The organism is Streptomyces pseudoechinosporeus (assembly GCF_054783935.1).
The window spans coordinates 137,826-156,624 of record NZ_BAAGPS010000010.1; the positions used below are offsets into that span (position 1 = coordinate 137,826).

General features: G+C 69.7%; 20 protein-coding genes and 1 tRNA gene. 9 read left to right on the plus strand and 12 right to left on the minus strand.

Annotated elements, in window-relative coordinates:
* Positions 1–74: 74 nt before the first annotated feature.
* Both ACYVO6_RS15830 and ACYVO6_RS15835 read right to left on the minus strand, forming a co-directional pair.
* Positions 75–239: a hypothetical protein gene (locus tag ACYVO6_RS15830; RefSeq protein ID WP_461061626.1), complete on the minus strand. Its 165-nt coding sequence runs from the start codon at positions 237–239 to the stop codon at positions 75–77.
* Positions 240–356: 117 nt separating this feature from the next.
* Positions 357–430: transfer RNA gene (locus tag ACYVO6_RS15835), tRNA-Pro, on the minus strand.
* A 98-nt stretch (positions 431–528) separates the two neighbouring features.
* On the opposite strand from ACYVO6_RS15835, the gene ACYVO6_RS15840 reads away from it, so the two are divergent.
* Positions 529–1,041 (plus strand): DUF309 domain-containing protein, encoded by a 513-nt coding sequence (locus tag ACYVO6_RS15840; RefSeq protein ID WP_461061628.1) that lies wholly within the window; start codon positions 529–531, stop codon positions 1,039–1,041.
* 80 nt (positions 1,042–1,121) lie between these two features.
* Positions 1,122–1,892, plus strand: a complete 771-nt coding sequence (gene cobF / locus ACYVO6_RS15845; RefSeq protein ID WP_461061630.1) for a precorrin-6A synthase (deacetylating) — start codon at positions 1,122–1,124, stop codon at positions 1,890–1,892.
* Positions 1,893–1,993: 101 nt separating this feature from the next.
* Here the strand turns inward: cobF and ACYVO6_RS15850 are convergent, their stop codons facing one another.
* Complete coding sequence (locus ACYVO6_RS15850; protein WP_461061632.1) at positions 1,994–2,776, minus strand: cobalt-precorrin-6A reductase; 783 nt, start codon at positions 2,774–2,776, stop codon at positions 1,994–1,996.
* Between the two features lie 68 nt (positions 2,777–2,844).
* Entirely contained in the window at positions 2,845–3,618 is a 774-nt protein-coding gene (locus ACYVO6_RS15855; protein WP_461061633.1) for a sulfite exporter TauE/SafE family protein, read from the minus strand.
* Between the two features lie 160 nt (positions 3,619–3,778).
* On the opposite strand from ACYVO6_RS15855, the gene ACYVO6_RS15860 reads away from it, so the two are divergent.
* The 5 genes from ACYVO6_RS15860 (at position 3,779) to ACYVO6_RS15880 (ending at position 6,479) form a co-directional block, all read left to right on the plus strand.
* On the plus strand, positions 3,779–4,588 hold the full coding sequence (locus ACYVO6_RS15860) for a lysophospholipase (RefSeq protein ID WP_461061635.1): 810 nt from the start codon (positions 3,779–3,781) through the stop codon (positions 4,586–4,588).
* Between the two features lie 68 nt (positions 4,589–4,656).
* Positions 4,657–4,944 carry a WhiB family transcriptional regulator gene (locus ACYVO6_RS15865; RefSeq protein ID WP_461061637.1) on the plus strand — a complete coding sequence of 96 codons (288 nt, stop codon included), beginning with the start codon at positions 4,657–4,659 and terminating at the stop codon, positions 4,942–4,944.
* Positions 4,941–5,420: a Dps family protein gene (locus tag ACYVO6_RS15870; protein ID WP_461061639.1), complete on the plus strand. Its 480-nt coding sequence runs from the start codon at positions 4,941–4,943 to the stop codon at positions 5,418–5,420. Before ACYVO6_RS15865 ends, ACYVO6_RS15870 begins: the two co-directional genes overlap by 4 nt.
* Before the next feature lie 34 nt (positions 5,421–5,454).
* Positions 5,455–5,787, plus strand: a complete 333-nt coding sequence (locus ACYVO6_RS15875; protein WP_461061641.1) for a DUF3140 domain-containing protein — start codon at positions 5,455–5,457, stop codon at positions 5,785–5,787.
* A gap of 2 nt (positions 5,788–5,789) precedes the next feature.
* Entirely contained in the window at positions 5,790–6,479 is a 690-nt protein-coding gene (locus ACYVO6_RS15880; RefSeq protein ID WP_461061643.1) for an HhH-GDP family DNA glycosylase, read from the plus strand.
* Positions 6,480–6,525: 46 nt separating this feature from the next.
* On the opposite strand, the gene ACYVO6_RS15885 is transcribed toward ACYVO6_RS15880, so the two are convergent.
* From ACYVO6_RS15885 to ACYVO6_RS15920, 8 genes are all read right to left on the minus strand, one after another.
* On the minus strand, positions 6,526–7,209 hold the full coding sequence (locus ACYVO6_RS15885; RefSeq protein ID WP_461061645.1) for an SDR family oxidoreductase: 684 nt from the start codon (positions 7,207–7,209) through the stop codon (positions 6,526–6,528).
* Positions 7,206–8,102: a cupin domain-containing protein gene (locus ACYVO6_RS15890; RefSeq protein WP_461061647.1), complete on the minus strand. Its 897-nt coding sequence runs from the start codon at positions 8,100–8,102 to the stop codon at positions 7,206–7,208. The genes ACYVO6_RS15885 and ACYVO6_RS15890 overlap by 4 nt, the downstream gene beginning before the upstream one ends.
* Positions 8,103–8,139: 37 nt before the next feature.
* Complete coding sequence (locus tag ACYVO6_RS15895) at positions 8,140–9,504, minus strand: amidohydrolase family protein (RefSeq protein ID WP_461061649.1); 1,365 nt, start codon at positions 9,502–9,504, stop codon at positions 8,140–8,142.
* Positions 9,505–9,526: 22 nt separating this feature from the next.
* The gene (locus ACYVO6_RS15900; RefSeq protein WP_461061651.1) at positions 9,527–10,507 is read right to left on the minus strand and encodes an alpha-ketoacid dehydrogenase subunit beta; all 981 of its coding nucleotides are present in this window, start codon (positions 10,505–10,507) and stop codon (positions 9,527–9,529) included.
* A complete protein-coding gene (locus ACYVO6_RS15905; protein WP_461061653.1) occupies positions 10,495–11,490 on the minus strand; it encodes a thiamine pyrophosphate-dependent dehydrogenase E1 component subunit alpha in 996 nt (331 codons plus the stop codon). Before ACYVO6_RS15905 ends, ACYVO6_RS15900 begins: the two co-directional genes overlap by 13 nt.
* Positions 11,487–12,824: a M24 family metallopeptidase gene (locus tag ACYVO6_RS15910; protein WP_461061655.1), complete on the minus strand. Its 1,338-nt coding sequence runs from the start codon at positions 12,822–12,824 to the stop codon at positions 11,487–11,489. Before ACYVO6_RS15910 ends, ACYVO6_RS15905 begins: the two co-directional genes overlap by 4 nt.
* Before the next feature lie 42 nt (positions 12,825–12,866).
* Positions 12,867–13,526 (minus strand): helix-turn-helix domain-containing protein, encoded by a 660-nt coding sequence (locus ACYVO6_RS15915; RefSeq protein ID WP_461061657.1) that lies wholly within the window; start codon positions 13,524–13,526, stop codon positions 12,867–12,869.
* A gap of 96 nt (positions 13,527–13,622) precedes the next feature.
* Positions 13,623–15,704 (minus strand): pectinesterase family protein, encoded by a 2,082-nt coding sequence (locus ACYVO6_RS15920; RefSeq protein WP_461061659.1) that lies wholly within the window; start codon positions 15,702–15,704, stop codon positions 13,623–13,625.
* A gap of 192 nt (positions 15,705–15,896) precedes the next feature.
* Between ACYVO6_RS15920 and ACYVO6_RS15925 the strand changes: the two genes are divergently transcribed.
* Together ACYVO6_RS15925 and ACYVO6_RS15930 are read left to right on the plus strand one after the other, a co-directional pair.
* Positions 15,897–16,604, plus strand: coding sequence for an AAA family ATPase (locus tag ACYVO6_RS15925; RefSeq protein ID WP_461061661.1), 708 nt, complete (start codon positions 15,897–15,899; stop codon positions 16,602–16,604).
* A 109-nt stretch (positions 16,605–16,713) separates the two neighbouring features.
* Positions 16,714–18,792, plus strand: a complete 2,079-nt coding sequence (locus tag ACYVO6_RS15930) for an AAA family ATPase (RefSeq protein WP_461061663.1) — start codon at positions 16,714–16,716, stop codon at positions 18,790–18,792.
* The last annotated feature ends 7 nt before the right edge of the window (positions 18,793–18,799 follow it).

Consider the following 18,799-nt stretch of genomic DNA (forward strand, 5'->3'; position numbering starts at 1 on the left):
TGGAACGCCTCCACGTGCGCCCTCGTGACCTCGACCGGATCCTCGGCCGCCGCGTCGGCGTCCGGATCCGGCGACTACTCCCCCAGATAGCGGCCCAACTGGGCGGCCGCCAGCAGATAGTTGTACCGGGTGGTCTCCGGATAGTTCCCCGACCGCAGCGCGCGGTCCCAGTCCCGCAGGAACCCCGACCAGGTCGTCGACAGCCCCGCAGTGATCTTGTCCAGGTCCAGCAGCGGCATCCTCGCCGGCCTCCGAGTAAAGGCGCCGATGAGCGGCGTGCTCAACCCCGAAGACCGGAAACGACCCACACGAAAAGGGCCCCCGCAGGTGTTCACCTGCGAAGACCCTTCACACTGTCGGGACGACAGGATTTGAACCTGCGACCCCTTGACCCCCAGTCAAGTGCGCTACCAAGCTGCGCCACGTCCCGATGCGACCGTCGCGGTGAACCGCGTGATCGCGCGAAGAGCACTTTACCGCACGCCGCGGCGTGCTCCGAAGGGGGCGTAGGGCGGGGACAATCGGAGTATGGGTAGTACTTCTGACGCCGGGCGGGACCGGGACGCCGAGGGGCGGGCGCGCAGCGCTCGGCCGCGGGACGGGCTCGGGCGGCCGTTGCCGTACGGGGCCGACGGGGTGGAGCGGCAGCCTGAAGGGGTCGTACGCACGCCTGAGGAGACCGTTGACGAGGCGCAGGCGCTGTTGGAGGCGGGGAAGCCGTTCCATGCGCACGAGGTCTTCGAGGACGCCTGGAAGTCGGGGCCGGAGGAGGAACGGGCCCTGTGGCGTGGGCTGGCCCAGCTCGCGGTGGGGCTCACTCATGCGGCTCGCGGGAATCTCACGGGTGGGGCGCGGCTGTTGCGGCGGGGTGCCGGGGCGGTCGAGGAGTGGGGGGCGGAGGCCGGGCAGGAGCGGCCGTACGGGATGGAGTTGCCGGAACTTATTACCTGGGCACGGGAGTTGGCCGGGGTCGTGGAGCGGGACGAGGCCGCGGTGGACGCGGAGGCGTGGGCTCCTCGGCTGCGTGGGAGCAAGGCGTAGGGCGTGGGGTTGAGGGCCTGCCGACTGTTCTGATCAGGTGCGGTGATCCGAATGTCAGTGGCGTGGGGCAGACTCGGGGTGTGCGAAAGATTCATGTCATCGGCATTGGGGCGGGCGACCCCGACCAGCTGACCCTTCAGGCGGTCAAGGCCCTGCGGAGCACGGACGTGTTCTTCATCCTGGACAAGGGCGAGGTGAAGTCGGACCTCGTTCAGCTGCGCCGTGACATGCTCGACGCGCACATACCGGAGGGGACGTACCGGCTGGTGGAGGCCCGCGATCCGGAGCGGGACCGGGCCGCCGGTGGTGCGGGCTACTCCCCCGCTGTCGGGGACTGGCGCCGGGCCCGCGCCGACATCTACGAGCGGTTGATCGGCGAGGAGTTGGGCGAGGAGGAGAGCGGGGCGTTCCTCGTGTGGGGCGATCCCGCGTTGTACGACAGCACGCTCGGGATCCTGGAGGAGATCCTCGAGCGGGGCGCGGTGGCCTTCGACTACGACGTCGTACCCGGCATCAGCAGCGTCTCCGCCCTTGTCGCCCGCCATCGCACGGGCCTCAATCGGGTCGCCGGACCGGTTCAGATCACGACGGGCCGACGCCTGGCCGAAGGCTTCCCCGAGGGCGTCGACGACGTCGTCGTCATGCTCGACGCCCACCAGGCCTTCCAGCGGTACGCCGACCAGGACATCGACATCTACTGGGGCGCCTACATAGGCACCCCGGACGAGATCCTCGCCTCGGGCCCGCTCGCGGACACGGCAGCCCGTATCGCCGAGCTCCGCGCGGAGGCTCGTGAGCGGAAGGGCTGGATCATGGATACGTACTTGCTGCGCAGGCGGCCACGGGGGTAAGCGCTCCGCGGGCAAGGCGGTTCGAAGCTGCGGGTGCGTCGTGGCTGGTCGCGCCCGCGCGGCGGAGCCGCAAATTGATTCAGCCCCGCGTCGGCCCCCGCTCAGGACCCCGTCCCCGAAAGGCCGCCGTCCAGCCAAGCCAGCACCTCGGCGACATCGGCCACAGGCGCCACCCCCTCCGGCAGCGGAGGGCGGCGTACCACCACGACCGGTACGCCGAGGGCGCGGGCAGCCGTCAGCTTCGCTGACGTCGAGGTGCCGCCGCTGTCCTTCGTCACCAGGACGTCGATGGCGTGCTCGCGCAGGAGGGCCGTCTCGGCCTCCACCGTGAACGGGCCGCGGGCCAGCAGGACTTCCGTGCGGCGTGGCAGCGGCGGCTCGGGAGGGTCCACCGAGCGTACGAGGAAGTGGAGTTCACAGAGCGGGGCAAAGGCCGCCAGGTCCAGTCGGCCCGTCGTCAGGAAGACGCGGCGGCCCAGCGACGGGAGCAGGTCGGCGGCTTCGGCGAGGGAGGCCGTCGAGTGCCAGCGGTCGCCGGGCCCTGCCTGCCAGCCGGGGCGGCGCAGGACTACCGCCGGGACGCCCACGGCCCTCGCGGCCTGCACCGCGTTCGCCGTGATGCCCGAGGCGAAGGGATGCGTGGCGTCGACGAGTGCGTCCACGCGCTCCGTGCGCAGCCACCGGGCGAGCCCTTCCGCCCCGCCGAATCCCCCGATGCGTACGTCCCCGTCGAGCGCCCCCGGCCGCGACACCCGGCCCGCGAGCGAGGTGGTCACGCGCACGCCGGGCCGGGCGGCGAGGGACTCGGCGAGTTCGCGGGCCTCAGCCGTGCCGCCCAGGACCAGGACATGGGCACGGGCATGGGCATGGGCATGCGAGGACATGGCGTCGAGCGTACGGGCCACAGGAATCAACGAGGAATCGACGCCACAGGCATCGACAAAGCGCCGGCTCAGCGAAGCAGCAGCTGCGCCCCGCCCACCACCGTCGCCGCGATCACCAGCTGCTCGAAGAGCCGCTGGTTGATGCGGTCCACGGCGAGCTTGCCGATCACAGCACCCGGGACGACGAAGGCGGCGAGGGCGGCGTCCAGCAGCAGTGAGCGGCCGTCGATCAGGCCGAGGCCCACGCTGAAGGGCACCTTGGACACGTTGACGATCAGGAAGAAGAAGGCCGAGGTCCCCAGGAAGCCGAGCTTGCGGAAGCCCGCGGAGAGGAGATACATCGACATCACCGGGCCTCCCGCATTGGCGACCATCGTGGTGAAGCCGCCGAGCACACCGTACGAACGCGCCTTGATCCGGCCTGTTCGCGAGGTCACCTCCTCCGGCTCCTCCTCCGCCGTGGCCTTCCGGCGGCGCCACACCGTGACCCCGGCCATCAGCAGCAGAATCGCGCCGATCGACATCCGTACGATCTGGTCGTCCGCCCACATCAGGAACACCGTGCCGACGACCACACCTCCCGCCACCGCCGGGAAGAGCCGCCACAGCGTGGGCCAGTGCGCGTGCCTGCGATAGGTGAGCACGGCGAGTACGTCCCCGACGATGAGCACGGGCAGCAGCACGCCGGTCGAGGCGCGGGCGGGCAGGACGGCGGCGAAGATCGCGAGACTGACCGTGTTGGCCCCGCTCACGGCGGTCTTCGAGAAGCCGACGAGCATGGCCGCGGCGGCGAGTGCGGCGAACTCCCAGACGGAGATGTGCCAGAGCGTCATCGTGTTCATGCGGGAACCGATGCTATGCGCAGCCATCTCACCGTGTCAGGACCGTCTCGCCAGTTGGCCCCTTGCCCATAGAGACAGAGCACCGGTCCCGCACTGTGGACCGCCGCCCCGCTCCCTGGGAAGATCCTCCGGAACCTTCGCCGACGTCGATGGAGGAGCCATGGCCGACTCCCACGAGCACACCCTCACCGGCACAAGGGGCGGCATCACCGCACGCGAGTGGCCAAGGGAGCGCCCGCGGTACGTCGCGCTCCTGGTCCATGGCTACGGGGAGCACATCGGCCGGTACGAGTACGTGGCGGACGTACTGAACGGGCATGGCGCCGCGGTGTTCGGGCCCGATCACATGGGGCACGGGAAGTCGGCGGGCGAGCCGGTGCTGATTGAGGACTTCGAGGACGTGGTGACCGACGTCCACGCGGTGGACCGGCTGGCCCGCGCCGCGCACTCCGGCGTTCCCGTCGTGCTGATCGGCCACTCCATGGGCGGGCTGATCGCGGCGCGGTACGCACAGCGGTACGGGGACGGTCTTGCCGCCCTCGTGCTGTCCGGGCCGGTGATCGGTGACTGGCGCGTTCCCCGGCAGTTGCTGGCGCACGACCCGATTCCCGACGTCCCCATCGACCCGGCGACGCTCTCGCGCGACCCATCGGTCGGCGAGGCGTACGCGGCGGATCCCCTCGTCTGGCACGGCCCGTTCAAGCGCCCGACTCTGGAGGCGTTCGTCCGTACGCTGGAGACCATCTCCAAGAGCGGCAGCGTGGGCGCCCTCCCGCTGCTGTGGCTGCACGGCGACGACGACCGGATCGTGCCGCTGCCCGCCAGCCGCGCGGGCGTCGAGGAACTGCGCGGAGCCGACTGGACCGAGCGCGTCTACCCGGGCGCGCAGCACGAGGTGTTCAACGAGACGGACAGGGCCGTGGTCCTCGCGGACGTGACCGGCTTCGTGGACCGCGTACTCGGGGACTGAGCGGACCGCGTGCCCGGGATCCGAATCGCGGGTGTTTCCGCTGATCCGCCCTGGGCACTCGCGCCCGCATGGAGTGGTTTCGCAGAGCGGCCTGCGCGGATGAGGACCCGGAACTGTTCTTCCCCGTGGGCACGACCGGCCCGGCCCTGCAGGACATCGCGGCCGCCAAGCGGATCTGTGCCCGCTGCCCGGTGTCCTACCAGTGCCTGGCCTGGGCGCTCGACACCGGACAGACCTCGGGTGTGTGGGGCGGAACGCGCGAGGAGGAACGCGCGGCGCTGCTTCGCCTTGTCCGACGTCAGACCACGAGCCCCGAAGTCACAAGCCGCGAAGCCACAAGGAGAAACGCATCATGACTGTGGTGAAGAGCACCCTTCCCGACGCCGCACGTCAGGTGGTCGGGGACGCCCTGCAGGGCACCCTGGTGGACCTGCTGGGACTGTCACTCATCGGCAAACAGGTCCACTGGAACATCGTGGGCCCACGGTTCCGCACGATTCACTTCCAGCTCGACGAGGTCGTCGCCACGGCACGTTCGTACGCCGACACCGTGGCCGAGCGCGCCGCGGCACTCGGCATCCCGCCGGACGGCCGGCCCGAGACCATCGCCGCGACCTGCGCCCACCAGAGCCCGAAGGAAGGCTGGGTGCAGGACACCGAGGTCGTCGGCCTGCTCATCGAGTCCTTGGACACGACCATCGGGCAGCTGCGGGAACGGATCCGGGCGACGGACGAGGCCGATCGCGTCACCCAGGATCTGCTGATCTCGCTCACGGCCGACCTCGAGAAGCACCGCTGGATGTTCCAGGCCGAGAACTGGCCACGCGACTGACGACCGCAAGGCGCCGGAACGGAGGGAGTACGTCATGGCCGACGCCCTCGAACTCGAGGCGCTGTGGGACGAGTTCCATCGCGTGGTGAACATGACCTCGCAGGAACTGGCCGCCTGGCTGAAGGTCAGTGACGCCGACGAGGAGACCGAACCGCTGCCGGAGCACGCGGGTTCGCCCACCGGTCAGCATGTCCTGGCCATCCTCCAGAAGCGTCGCACGGACCTCACCGAGGACGACATCAGCGTGATGTACGAGGTCGTGGACACGGTCGAGGCCCAGACGGACCCCGCGCAGGAGCCCACGGCCCAGCAGACCGAGCGCCGTCACCGGCTGATGACGCTGGGCCACGACCCGCTCAGGCCGTAGCCATGGCCGGCCGAGACAACCGCGCCGCCCGGGACAGCCGGGTCATCGAGACGCTGATCGCCGAACACGGCCGTACGTTCGCCGAGGAGGCGGGCATCAAGCTGCGGAACACGCCGCAGCCGCTGTACCGCACCCTGGTCATGGCCTGTCTCCTCAGCGCGCGGATCCGCGGTTCCGTCGCCGTCGCGACCACCCGCGCCCTGTACGAGGCGGGGATGCGCGATCCGCGCCGGATGGCCGACGCGAGCTGGCAGGAGCGGGTCGACGCGCTGGGCGAGGGCGGCTATCGGCGCTACGACGAGCGCACGGCGACGATGCTCGGCGAGGGTGCCGAGCTGCTGCTGGAGCGTTGGGGCGGCGATCTGCGGCGGATGCGCGACGAGGCGGACGGCGGTCTCGACGAACTGCGTTCTCTGCTGCGGGAGATACCGGGTCTCGGTCCGGCCGGCGTGGACATCTTCCTGCGCGAGGTGCAGCGGGTCTGGCCCGAGGCCGCGCCCTATCTCGACGCGAAGACTCTTCAGGGCGCGGAACGGCTCGGGCTGCCCAAGGATCCCGACCATCTGGTGAAGCTCGCCGGTCACACCGAACCGGCTGTGCTGGCAGCCGCGTTGGTGCGGGCCGCACTCGACAAGAAGGTCGTGGAGGGCTGTCCGCGGCGTGCGGAGGAACGCGCGGAGGAAGAGGACTGAAGGCTGCGAAGGCCGGGTGAGCAACGGGGTTCGAAGGTCCGAGCCGTCATCGCACCAACCACCCGCCGTCCACGCTCAGGCTGACCGCGTTGACCGAGCGGTTGCCAAGGAGGAAGTCCACGGCGTCCACCACGTCCCCCATGGTGGCCAATCGGCCCGTCGGCGTTCTCTCGACCAGGGCGTCGAGCGGCTTGCCCGACCAGTAGGGGCTGTCGCCGACGACGCCCGGGTGCACGGCATTGACGCGGATCGGGGCGAGTTCTGTGGCGAGGGTGTGCACGAGGCCGGTCACGCCCGCGTTGACGGTGGCCACCGTGGTCGCGCCCGGGTAGGGACGCTCCTTGGCCTGCCCGCCGAACAGCACGATGGCACTGTCGTCGTGAAGCCTCGGCCGCAGCGTGTGCACGACCTCCGTGTAGCCGACGAGCTTGAGCGTGACCAGATGGACGGCCGCGTCGATGTCGTACTCGGTGACGCTGTTGTTGTCCCGGGAAATCCCCACGAGGACCAGGTGGTCGACGCGCCCGACGTCGCTCAGTGCCGCGGCGATCTCGTGCGGCCGAGACAGGTCGAGGGCGAGCCCGAGGGCCGCGCCGGTCTCCTTGGCGACGGTGGCGGCCCGGCCGGCGTCGCGCCCGGTGAGTACGACCTCGTCGCCGCTCTCCGCGCGGTGCCGGGCGAACTCCCGGCCGATCCCGGACGTACCGCCGATGACGACCACGCTGCTCATCGCTTCTCTCCCAACGTCTCCCGCAGATAGTCCCAGTCCCTGGTGAACCGGTAGGAATGCCGCGACGGCGGCTGCGGTGCCTGTGTCTCCAGCCAACGCACCGGCCCCGTACCGGCGTTGGCGAAGCTGTGCACGCAACCGGCGCCCGCCCAGGCCGCGTCGCCCACGCCGAGCCGGTGGCGTTCGCCGTCGAAGGTGGCGTCCACGGTGCCCTCGACGATCAGATACGTCTCCTCGAAGGGGTGGTCGTGGCTGCCGGCGACGCCATCAGGCGCGTACTGCACCATGAACATCGTCGAGGCGACCGCACCCAGATCGCTGTCCACCATCATCTTCACGGTGATGCCGCTGTAGACGAGCAGCGCGGTCCGCATGCTCGCCGACACGGCGAGGAGGTCCTGGGACTGCTTGCCGGGGTCCATCTGAGCGGCCTCGAAGTGGCCGAAGGAGCGGGTGCGCGGGTCACGTACGTCGATGCGGACCGGTTCGCGGGCCGGCAGCGCGGGCACGGCCTGGGTGTCGTAGCCGTAGCGGGCCCGCGGCACCGGCGCGAGCATGTCCGCCCAGCGTGCGGCGGTGTCCCCGGCGCCGCGCCAGGCGTGCGGCACGCCCGTCGGCAGCAGTCCGTAGTCGCCTTCCTCGAGCAGGTACGAGCCTTCGGGTACGTCGAGGATGACCGTGCCCGACAGCACATGGAAGGACTCCTCGTACGCGTTCACGTGGGCGCCGATCGCTCCGTCCGGCGCCAGCTCGCAGACGCCGAAGCCGCTGTGCACGGCGCCGTCCGCCTCGTCGACGACCGTCCGTCGCCGGAATCCGCTGCTGCTGTACGGCAGTTGGGGCAAGGCGGCGAACGTGGCGTCCGCCTCCCGCCGTACGACGAAGTGGGTCATGCCCGCCCTTTCCTCCGCGCCCTCCGCCCGGGCTTCCTCACGCCTGCTTCTTCTTCCGGTCCTCGACCGCCGCAACAAGCCGGTCGCGGGACTCCTCGACCAGGCGCCGCGCCCGCGCGGTGTCGGCAAGCAGCTTGCCGTCGCGCTTGCGGACCGTGCCGTCGACGATGACCGTGTCGACGTTGGACACATCGGCGCACAGGGTCACCGCGGCCACGGGGTCGATGAGGGGCGCGATGTTGAGGGCCGTGGCGTCGATGGCGACGATGTCGGCGCGTTTGCCGGGGGTCAGTGAGCCGGTGCGGTGCTCAAGTCCTGCGACATGCGCGCCGTTGACGGTGGCGATCTCCAGCATCTGACGTGCGGTCAGCATCGTTGCGGGGACGGGTGTGTCGGCCTGCCAGCACTCGGCGTTCACCCGGGCACGCTCGCCGCCGAAGGCAGCACGGATCTGGGTGAACATGTCGCCGGGTACGGTGGTGACGACATCGATACTCAGCGAAGGCCGCAGCCCGTACTCGATCGCCTTCATCACGGGCGGCCAGCCGTGCCCCATCTGCTGCTCCACCTGCGGCGCGATGGAGACCGTGCCGCCGCTGTCGGCGACCATCCGCCACTCCTCCTCGCTGAAGTAGCAGCAGTGGACGTAGGTGGTGTCGGAGCCGAGCAGCCCGAGGTCGTGCAGCTGCTTGACCATTCCGAAGCGGCCGGCCAGCCGGCCCATGCCGACGTGCACGGTGATCGGGATGTCCAGCTCGCGCGCGAGCCGCCACTCGGCCTCGACGACGTCGTTGATGCAGAATCCCGGGCCGCGGGTGGCGAGCGCCATGGTCAACAGGGCGTCGTCCGAGGCAAAGTGACGCTCCCTCACCCGTCGTACATCGTCCGCCGGTATGGCGATCTTGCTGTCGAACCAGTAGTCGGCGAGCGAGGTGTTGGCGCTGCCGTACGCGTACTGGGCGCGGATCCCGGTCTCGCTCAGCGCCCGCACCGCCGCGTCGGGGTGCTCGGGCGTGTTGTTGATGTGGGACCAGTCGACGAGGGTGGTGATCCCGGCGTTCAGGCACTCCAGCGAGCCCGCGAGGTTGCCCGCGTACACGTCCTCGGGGCCGTACACGGGCGCGAAGGTGTCGAGGACTTCCACGAAGTAGTCGTCGAGCGTGGCGTCGGGCGCGCAACCGCGGATGGGCGCCTCCCAGGTGTGACGGTGGGTGTCGACGAAGCCCGGCACGACGATGCGGCCCGTCATGTCGAGGACTTCGGCGTCCACTTCGGCGGAGATCTCCCGTTCGACCGCCGCGATCTTCCCGTCCTCGATCAGTACGTCTCCCTCGGGCAGGTCCCCGATGCCGGGGTCCATCGAGATCACGTGGCCCGAGCGCAGAAGCATCCGACTGGTCATCGCCCTTCCTCTCATGGTGTGTTCAGTACGCGGCGAGCTGCCGGACCGTCGTCACGACCTTGTCGACGGTGGGGATGACCTGCTCTTCGAGCGCGTCCGCGAAGGGCAGCGGCACGCACTCGGCCGCGACCCGGCGTACGGGCGCGTCGAGAAGGCCGAATCCCTCATCGGCGACGACCGATACGAGGGTGCCGCCCCATCCGCCCTGGTAGGGGTTCTCCTCGACGGTCACGAGCCGCGAGGTCTTCGCGAGGGAGCCGAGCACCGTCCGCGTGTCCAGCGGCACCAGGCAGCGCAGGTCGATCACCTCGGCGTCGATGTCCTCCTCGGCCAGCCGTTCGGCGGCGGTCAGCGCCACGGGCACCATCGAGGCGAGGGCGACGAGCGTGACGTCGGCACCTTCGCGTACGACGGCGGCCTGCCCCAACTCGACGACGTGGTCCGGTGGCGCGGGCGGCCCCTTGGTCGCGAACAGCCCCTTGTGCTCGAAGAAGACCACCGGGTCGTCGCTGCGAACAGCGGCGGCCATCATGCCGATCACGTCCGCGGGTGTCGCCGGTGCCGCGATCTTCAGTCCGGGGACGGTGAACGCCCAGTTCTCGGTGGCCTGGGAGTGCTGGGCGCCGAAGCCGAGACCACCGCCGTTGGCCGTGCGGACGACGAGCGGCACGGTGACCTGACCGCCCGTCATGTACCGTACCTTGGGTATCTCGTTGGCGAGGTAGTCCCAGCAACAGGCGAGGAAGTCGGAGAACATGATCTCCGCGACGGGCCGCATCCCGGTCATCGCGGCGCCCATCGCCGCCCCGACGATGGCCTGTTCGGAGATCGGCGTGTCCCACACCCGTTCGGATCCGAACTCCTTGTGCAGCCCGACGGTCGTCTTGAACACCCCGCCCGCCGCGCCGATGTCCTCCCCCAGGCAGACGACCGCCGGATCGCGCCGCATCTCACGCGCGATGCCCTCGGCGACCGCCTCGCGGTAGGTGATCACGTCCGCCACGCCACACCTCCGTCGGCCCATACGTCGGTCAGCGCCTCCCGCGGATCGGCCGCAGGCGCCTGCTTCGCGGCCTCAACTGCCTGCTGTACGAGGTCGGTTGCGCGAGCTTCGGCTTCCGTGACCGCTTCCTCGGGCACGCCCAGTTCGGCGAGCCGGCCGCGGGCGAGATCCAGCGGGTCGTGCTTGAGCCAGCGCTCCACCTCCGCCGCCGGTCGATAGGTGGCCGGGTCGGAGCGGCTGTGGCCGAAGTGCCGGTAGGTCTGTGCCTCCAGGAGGCTGGGCCCGTCTCCCGCACGGGCCCGGTCCGCCAGCCGGCCCACCGCCTTCTGGACGAGGACCACGTCGTTGCCGTCGACGATCTCGCCGGGGATGCCGTATGCGGGCGCACGGTCCGCCGCGGGGTTCGCCACCGCGGTGACGTCGGCGATCGGCGTGTACTCCATGTAGAGGTTGTTCTCGCAGATGAAGAGCACGGGCAGTTTCCATACGGCGGCCAGGTTCAGCGCCTCGTGGAAGGTGCCGATGTTGGTCGCACCGTCGCCGAAGAACGCCACGGCGATCTGTCCGGTGCCGCGCAGCCGGGCCGACCAGGCGGCGCCCACCGCCATGGGCAGATGAGCGCCGACGATGGCGTACGAGCCGAGCATGTTGCGCGACGCCTTGGTGAGGTGCATCGAGCCGCCCTTGGCCTTGCACAGGCCGGTGGCGCGGCTCATCAGTTCGGCGAGGCATTCCTCGGGGGTGGCGCCGCGGGCCAGCGCGTGGTGGTGGCCGCGGTAGGTCGCGAACACGTAGTCGTCGTCGCGCAGGGCCGCGCTCGCGCCGACGGCGATCGCCTCGTGGCCGGAGGCGAGGTGGGTGGTGCCCTTGACGAGGCCGGCCAGGAACAGGTCGTGGGCGGCCTTCTCCGTACGCCGGATCACGGCCATCTGCTCGTAGAGCGCGAGGAGTTGACCCGCATTCGTCGATGCCGCGCCGGTCATGACTCGCCCCTGCCCTCGGGAGTGTTGAGGTGGGACTGGGCCTCGCGCCGGGTGTTGAGCGCGCCGCCGACCGTCCAGTACTTGCGGCCCGCGACAAGGAGTTCCTCGGCCGGGAACTTGGTGATCACCTCGCAGCCGTCGGCGGTGACGACGACCTCCTCCTCGATTCGCGCCGCCGACCAGCCGTCCGCGGCCGGCCAGTACGTCTCCAGCGCGAACACCATGCCCTCTTCGAGGACTTCGGGATGGTCGAGCGAGACGAGGCGGCTGAAGATGGGCTTCTCCCAGATCGACAGGCCCACCCCGTGCCCGTACTGCAGCGCGAACGCGGCCGTCTCGTCGGGGAAGCCGAACTCCTCGGCGCGCGGCCAGACTTGGACGATGTCGGCGGTCGTAGCGCCCGGCCGGACGAGGGCGATGGCCTCGTCCATGTAGGCGCGGCAGCGGACGTACGCGTCGCGCTGTGCGGCGGAGGCGCTGCCGACGGCGAACGTGCGGTAGTAGCAGGTTCGGTAGCCGAGGTGGCTGTGCAGGATGTCGAAGAAGGCGGGGTCGCCGGGGCGGATCAGGCGGTCGCTGTAGACGTGCGGGTGGGGTGAACAGCGCTCCCCCGAGATGGCGTTGACGCCTTCGACGTACTCGCTGCCCAGGTCGTAGAGGACCTTGCTGACGAGCCCGACGCATTCGTTCTCGCGTACGCCGGGGCGCAGATAGCCGTACAGCTCTTCGTACGCCGCGTCGACCATCGAGCAGGCCTGGGTGAGCAGGGAGATCTCGTCGGGGGTCTTGATGCGGCGGGCCTCCAGGAAGACCTGCTGGCCGTCGACGACGTCGATGCCCTGCTCCTTGAGGGCGTGCAGTACGGGCATCTCGGCCAGGTCGACGCCCAACGGCTCGCCCGCCAGGCCGTGTTCGCGCAGCACCTGGGCGATCTTGGCGGCGACGTCCTCGGCGATCCCGGCGTCCGGGTGGAAGGCGCCCCGCAGGGTGGAGATCCCGGCGCGGGCGCCGGTGGGCGGGCCGCCCTTGCCGTCGCTGTAGTCGAGCCAGGGGTTGTAGAGCTGGTGGTGGCGGGCGGCGGAGCCGAAGTCCCAGACGACCGGTTCGCCGCCGCGGACGAGCAGCGCGAAGCGGATCAGCTTGTCCATGGCCCAGGTGCCGATATGGGTGGACGACATATAGCGGATGTTGGAGAAGTCGAAACTGAGCAGGGCGCCCAGCTCGGAACGGTTCAGCGCGGCGTGCAGCCGGGCAAGGCGCTCCTTGCGCAGCCGGTCGAGGTCGACGCGCTCTTCCCAGTCGACGGCGTTGGGGCCGAACGTACGGATCGCCATGGCGAACCTCCCCTTCGAGTGAACGACCGCCCGAGGAGAGTGTCAAGGCATACTGAACACAAACCAGACGCCGACGGCCGGTTCGTCGCCGTCGTTGCGATAGCGGTGCGGCGTCGTCGACTCGAAGGACACCGCGTCGCCGGGCCGGAGTGTGTACTCCTCGAAGCCGAGCGTGAGCACCAGCTCGCCGGAGGTCAGGTAGCCGTACTCCGTGCCCGGGTGCCGCATCAGTCCACCCGTACTGGAGGACGCGCCGCCGGGGCGGTAGGTCACCAGCAGGAAGTCGACGTCCGTGCCCGGAACACGGCCGAGACGTTCCCATACGACACCCGAGTCGAGCTCAAGCACCTCACGCTCCTCGGCCCTGACCAGCGGACCGATGCGGTGGCCCGGGTCGGCGGCGAAGGCGGCGAGGGCGTGCAGGACGGTGCCGGGCGGACCGGCGACGGGCGAGGCGGCAGTCGGCAGAGGCGCGGTCTCCTCCCCGTCGAAGCCGTCGAAGAGCGACTCGACGGGGATGGAGAGCGCGGTGGTGATCGCGTACAGCGTGCTGACCGACGGCTGGCTCTTCCCGGTCTCGATCTGCGAGATCAGGCTCGCGGACACGCCGATCTCCCGCGCCAGACCGCGCAGGCTCATGCCCCGCGCGGTGCGCGCCTGCCGGATGCGCGCACCGACGGGCGGCACGACCACTGGGGACACGGACGGCTCCTCTCACGGGCATCGTTCGTTCCCACTGAACAGTTCCTATTGAACAGCGGGATCGAGCCGAGCGGAGGGCCTGACCGGAAAGTGTCCTTACGAGGCGCTGGGCGTCCAGTCCCCCAGCCAGTCACCGATCTCCTGGTCGGCGGCCTGGGCATCGCTCAGCTGCGGCCGGTCGCCACTCGCGGAGCCGGCGCCGGGGCCGGTGTTCTTGTACTCGGCGAACCGGTCGTCCTTCCAGGAGAAGCCGCTCATGTCAGTCCATGGAGCGGACTTGATCGCGTTGCTCAGGGACGTGTTGCGGACCGTGGTCTGCGGGTCGAGGGCGGCGTCACCGCCCGCGTGCCAGGGGCGGCCGAGGTGGAAGCTGGACGCGGACACATCGCCGTTGACGGTGCTGTTGGCGATCAGGATGCCCTTGCGGCCCGCGGCCGTGCTGGGCGCCGTGACATAGCCCGCCGAGTCGCCGTTCCACCGCTTCTTCAGCGTGATCACAGACTTGTTGATCACCGCGCTGGCCCGGCCGAAGATGAAGTCGACGTTCCCGACGATGTAGGAGTTGTTGACGTAGACCCGGCCGAGCTTGTCCTTGGCCTGGGTGTCCATCAACAGCGTGTCCTGGTCGCCGGTGACGATGATGCTGTCGAGGACGACCTTGTCGGCGGCGGTGCGCAGGGCGACGGCCTGGTGTCCGTTCAGGCTCTGGTTCTTCGCCTCGTCGAAGTCGTTGTCGATAGTGAGGTTACGGGCCTGGAAGTCATCGGCCTCGACAGCGACGGTCGCGCTTCCACTGGTGCCGTAGTTCCCCGAACCGTCCGGCTTCGGCGTCCCCGAGGCGTTGTTGAAGACGATCACGGTGTCCTTGCGGCTGGCACCCGTGCCCTGGAAGGTCACATGCGGCTTGTCGCGCGGGACCTTGACCAGCTCGCGGTAGGTGCCGGGCTTGATGGAGATGACGACCCGTGAAGTGTTGTTCGCCGGTACGGCGTTGACGGCGGCCTGCACGCTCGTGAACTGCCCGCTGCCGTCCTTGGCGACGGTGAGGGTGGTGTCGGCGGCGCTCGCCTTCGTACTCGTACCCGCACTCGCCGCCGTGCCGATCGAAGTCCGGGGCCCCGCACCGGACTTGAGCAGCGCCGGGACGTCGGCCGCCTTGTCGAGGGTGTACTTGTAGAAGCTCTTCGGGTCGAAAGCCGTGCCACCGCTCTCGTTACGGCCGCTGGTGCCGGAGAAGACGTTGCCGCGCTGGACCACCGCCGCGGTGCTGTCCTTGGTGACGGGGTTCTTGAGCCCCTCGAAGACGCTGTTCTCCAGCACCATCTTCGTCTTGCCGCGTGCGTAGTTGCCGTAGGACGTGGTGATGTCCGTGTTCGGCACGTCCTGCAGGTAGTTGTTGTAGAGGTGCGCGTGGGCCACGTTGTCGGTGGACGGGTTGCGCTGCTCGGTCTCGCGGAACCAGTTGTGGTGGATCGTGAGGTCGGCCGTCGTGTTCTCGGTCCAGCCGATGCCGAAGGTCTTGTTGTTGTCGCTCAGCTTGTTCCAGGACACCGTCACATTGGTGGTGTCCTTGCGGCTGTCGATCAGGCCGTCGGCCATGTGCCGCAGATCGTTGTGGTCGATCCAGACGTGGTGCGCGCCGTCCATCTGGATGGCGTCGAAGTCGTGGTCCTTGTCGTTCCACTCACCGGCGTACGAGTCCCGGATCGTCAGGTTCCGGATGATGACGTTGTGCACGCCCTGGCCCAGGAAGAAGCCGCCGCCGACGATCTGCCCGGAGGTGCCCGAGCCGACGATCGTCTTGTCCGAGGCGACCTTGATCTCCTTGCCCTTGGGATCCATGTTGATCGTGCCGGCCACGACGATGACGTACGGCTCCGGGGCCGTCGCGTACTTCTCCAGATCGGCAAGGGTCTTCACGGTGACGGTCTTGCCGTCACGCCCGCCATAAGTGCCGTTCTGCCCCTGCGAGTTGACCGACGCGAAGCCGTCGGCGACGTCATCGGCCCACGCCGGGGCCGGGGTCGCCGCGGAGGCGTTCTGCTGGGCGTCCTCGCCGAACACCCCGAGGTCCGTGCCGTACGCCATGCCTGCCGCCGCGGCCACCGCCACCGGGATGCCGATCGACAGACCGACCTTGCGCCTACGGTGCCGCGCCCTCTGCTGCTTCGCTTCCATTTCCTCAACCGCCCTGGTGACATGAAGTCGTGCATTGCCGCAAGGCAGTTGCCGCTCCGGGCAAAAGGGTTGCCGCATTTCCTGCCACGAAATTTTCGACGCATCCGGCGGCTACCTGACGGGCTGACCCTGGCCGTGACCGGGCCCCCTGCCGTCCCACGCGGCATCGGCGCCCCATGAGAAACTCGGCATGTGATCGTCGAACGCGCGTACGCACACGTGTCCACGTATGAGGAAAACAAGTGGCCCTGGTCCGTGCCCTGTGTTCGTCGGCTTCTGGCGGACGGGCTGCGGTTCACCGCTCCGGTGACCTTCCTGGTCGGGGAGAACGGTTCGGGCAAGTCGACACTGGTCGAGGCCCTCGCGGAGGGCTTCGGGCTGGACTCCTGGGGCGGCTCGCACGACTGGCGTTATGCGAGCCCTCGCGGCAAGTCGGTGCTGGGTGAGCGGATCCGCTTCGACGCGGCGCGGGGCGGACGGCGCATGCTGGGCAGTTGGTCCGCCCGCAAGGGATTCTTTCTGCGGGCGGAGACGGCGATGGACGCACTGAACCGGGAAGGGTTCGCGCCGGATTCCGTCAGTCACGGCGAGGGCTTTCTGGCGGCGTTCCGGGGGAAGTTCCTCCAGCCCGGGCTGTATGTGATGGACGAGCCGGAGGCGGCGCTCTCGTTCTCGTCCTGCCTCGAACTGCTCGGCCATATCGACCAGTTGACGCAGAAGGGCGGCCAGGTCATCTGCGCCACCCACTCTCCGCTGCTGACAGCGCTGCCCGGTGCGGACATCGTCGAGGTCGGCGAGCACGGCATGCACCGGGTGGAGTGGCGCGAACTCGCCCTCGTCGACCACTGGCGCCGCTATCTCGCCGACCCGCAGGCTTATCTGCGGCATGTCCTCGACTGATCGGCCGACCACCGGTCCGAGGGCACGACGTCAGGGTCTCGACCGCGGGCCCGCCTCCTCGGGAGAAGACTCCCGAAGGATCCAGATGGTCGTTGAGGGGGAGTCAGTCATGAGGACAGACAGCGACCGGCAGCGTTCGCTCGGCCAGACCCTGGCGGTCGGCCGGGACCGGGCTTTCGTCGGGCGGGAAACGGAACTCGCCCTGTTCCGCGCCGCCTTGGCGGAAGCACCCGGAGCAAGGCCGGTGCATTACCTGCATGGCCCCGGAGGTATCGGCAAGTCCATGCTGTTACGCAGGTTCGCCGCTCAGGCCCGGTCGGCGGGCCGTCCGGTGGTCGAGGTGGACGGCCGTATCATCGCCCCGACACCCGAGGGCTTCACGCACGCGGCGGGCACCGGCCTCCACGAGCCCGGCGTGGTGCTGCTCGTGGACACGTTCGAACACTGCCAGGGACTCGAAGGCTGGCTGTGGGAGCGCTTCCTGCCCACTCTGCCCGTCGGCAGCGTGGTGGTCGTGGCCGGACGCCTCGCCCCGGATCCACGGCTGACCTCGGACCCGGGGTGGCACAGCCTGCTTCAGGTCACCGCACTGCGCAATCTCGTCCCCGACGAATCCGTACAGTTCCTCGCGGCACGCGGGGTGCCGGTCGACGCGCAAGAGACGCTGCTGTCCTTCACCGGCGGCAATCCCCTGGCACTCGCGCTCGCAGCCGCCGTCGCGGCGAAGGACGAGACGGCCGCCCCGAGCTGGAAACCGAGCCAGGACGTCATCGCGATCCTGCTGCCGCAGCTCATCGGGGACATCCCTGACGCCGCTCACCGCAAGGCGCTGGAGATCTGCGCCCACGCGCACGTCACCACCGAGTCGCTGCTGCGCGCCCTGCAGGGGGACGCGGCCCCGGAACTGTTCGCCTGGCTGCGCCGCCAGCCGTTCGTCGAGTCGACCGGCGTCGGGCTGTTCCCGCACGACGCCGTGCGGGAGGTGCTCGTCGGGGACCTGAAGTGGCGTGACCCGGAAGGCTTCTCCACGATGCACCGGGACATGCTCGAACACCACCTGCGACAGCTCCGCTCGGCACCCGAGTCCCAGATGCTGCACGCCACCGGCGCGCTGATCTTTCTCTTCCGGACCGACAAGCAGATGTCCGAGTTCAACTTCTGGCGCGAGGTCGGCCTGGCCGTGGAACAGGAGTACGCGCCCGGCGACCGGGAGCGCGTGCTGAGCCTGGCCGAGGAGACGGAGGGCGCCGAGTCCGCCTCGGTCGTCGCCTTCTGGCTGGACCGGCAGCTCGAGGCCTTCCATGTCTACCGATCCACCCACACCGGTGAGGTCGTCGCCTTCTTCGCCTGGCTGCGCCTGTCGGATGCCGAGGAGGGGACCGACATCGATCCGGTGGTCGCCGCCGCCTGGGAGCATGCACGGTCCACCGGGCCTCTGCGGCCGGGCGAGCACATGGGGCTGGCCCGCTTCTCCGTCCACCCGCCGGCGTACCAGCGGCCGTCGTGCCCCATGACGCTCATGCAGTGGCGTGCGACCGGGGAGATGATCCGGGCGGAGCGGCTGGCCTGGTCGTACGTCGTGATGCGGGACGACGGCTACTGGAACGCCCATCTCGAGGACATCAACATGGTGCCCGCCAAGACGCGTCCCGAGGTCGGAGGCCATGCCTACGCGCTGTTCGGCCACGACTGGCGCCTCCAGCCTCCCGGGCCCTGGCTGGCCGCGAAGACCGAGGCGATGCTGACGGGCCACTCGATGGTGCCCGGGCAGCAGTCGCGGGACGGCGAGCTGACGGTGCTGTCACGCCCCGAGTTCGACGCGGCGGTGCGGGACGCCCTGCGCGCGGTGCGGCGGCCCCAGTCACTTGCGGACAACCCCCTGAACCGCAGCCGCCTGGTCCGCGATGGCGGGGAAAGTCTGTCCGATGTCCTCGCCCGGGCCGCGCGGGCGCTGCGGGACGAGAGGGGCGGCGAGAAGCGACACCGCGCCCTCGTGGTCACCTACTTCAAGGGCTCCCCGACACAGGAGGCCGCGGCAGCACGGCTGGGCCTGCCCTTCAGTACGTACCGGAGGCACCTCGTGTCCGGCGTCGAGCGCATGAGCGACCTGTTGTGGCGCCTGGAGTTGGGCGGTACGGATGCCATGAGCAGTACGGACGTCACGCCCACCGCCGAACCGGACAGTTGACCGGTTC

Excerpts from the sequence above, each read along its gene's own strand:
- ACYVO6_RS15830 (WP_461061626.1), bottom strand. The coding sequence starts at position 239 with ATGCCGCTGCTGGACCTGGACAAGATCACTGCGGGGCTGTCGACGACC.
- ACYVO6_RS15840 (WP_461061628.1), top strand. The coding sequence starts at position 529 with ATGGGTAGTACTTCTGACGCCGGGCGGGACCGGGACGCCGAGGGGCGG.
- ACYVO6_RS15850 (WP_461061632.1), bottom strand. The coding sequence starts at position 2,776 with ATGTCCTCGCATGCCCATGCCCATGCCCGTGCCCATGTCCTGGTCCTG.
- ACYVO6_RS15855 (WP_461061633.1), bottom strand. The coding sequence starts at position 3,618 with ATGAACACGATGACGCTCTGGCACATCTCCGTCTGGGAGTTCGCCGCA.
- ACYVO6_RS15860 (WP_461061635.1), top strand. The coding sequence starts at position 3,779 with ATGGCCGACTCCCACGAGCACACCCTCACCGGCACAAGGGGCGGCATC.
- ACYVO6_RS15865 (WP_461061637.1), top strand. The coding sequence starts at position 4,657 with ATGGAGTGGTTTCGCAGAGCGGCCTGCGCGGATGAGGACCCGGAACTG.
- ACYVO6_RS15870 (WP_461061639.1), top strand. The coding sequence starts at position 4,941 with ATGACTGTGGTGAAGAGCACCCTTCCCGACGCCGCACGTCAGGTGGTC.
- ACYVO6_RS15875 (WP_461061641.1), top strand. The coding sequence starts at position 5,455 with ATGGCCGACGCCCTCGAACTCGAGGCGCTGTGGGACGAGTTCCATCGC.
- ACYVO6_RS15880 (WP_461061643.1), top strand. The coding sequence starts at position 5,790 with ATGGCCGGCCGAGACAACCGCGCCGCCCGGGACAGCCGGGTCATCGAG.
- ACYVO6_RS15885 (WP_461061645.1), bottom strand. The coding sequence starts at position 7,209 with ATGAGCAGCGTGGTCGTCATCGGCGGTACGTCCGGGATCGGCCGGGAG.
- ACYVO6_RS15890 (WP_461061647.1), bottom strand. The coding sequence starts at position 8,102 with ATGACCCACTTCGTCGTACGGCGGGAGGCGGACGCCACGTTCGCCGCC.
- ACYVO6_RS15895 (WP_461061649.1), bottom strand. The coding sequence starts at position 9,504 with ATGACCAGTCGGATGCTTCTGCGCTCGGGCCACGTGATCTCGATGGAC.
- ACYVO6_RS15905 (WP_461061653.1), bottom strand. The coding sequence starts at position 11,490 with ATGACCGGCGCGGCATCGACGAATGCGGGTCAACTCCTCGCGCTCTAC.
- ACYVO6_RS15910 (WP_461061655.1), bottom strand. The coding sequence starts at position 12,824 with ATGGCGATCCGTACGTTCGGCCCCAACGCCGTCGACTGGGAAGAGCGC.
- ACYVO6_RS15920 (WP_461061659.1), bottom strand. The coding sequence starts at position 15,704 with ATGGAAGCGAAGCAGCAGAGGGCGCGGCACCGTAGGCGCAAGGTCGGT.
- ACYVO6_RS15930 (WP_461061663.1), top strand. The coding sequence starts at position 16,714 with ATGAGGACAGACAGCGACCGGCAGCGTTCGCTCGGCCAGACCCTGGCG.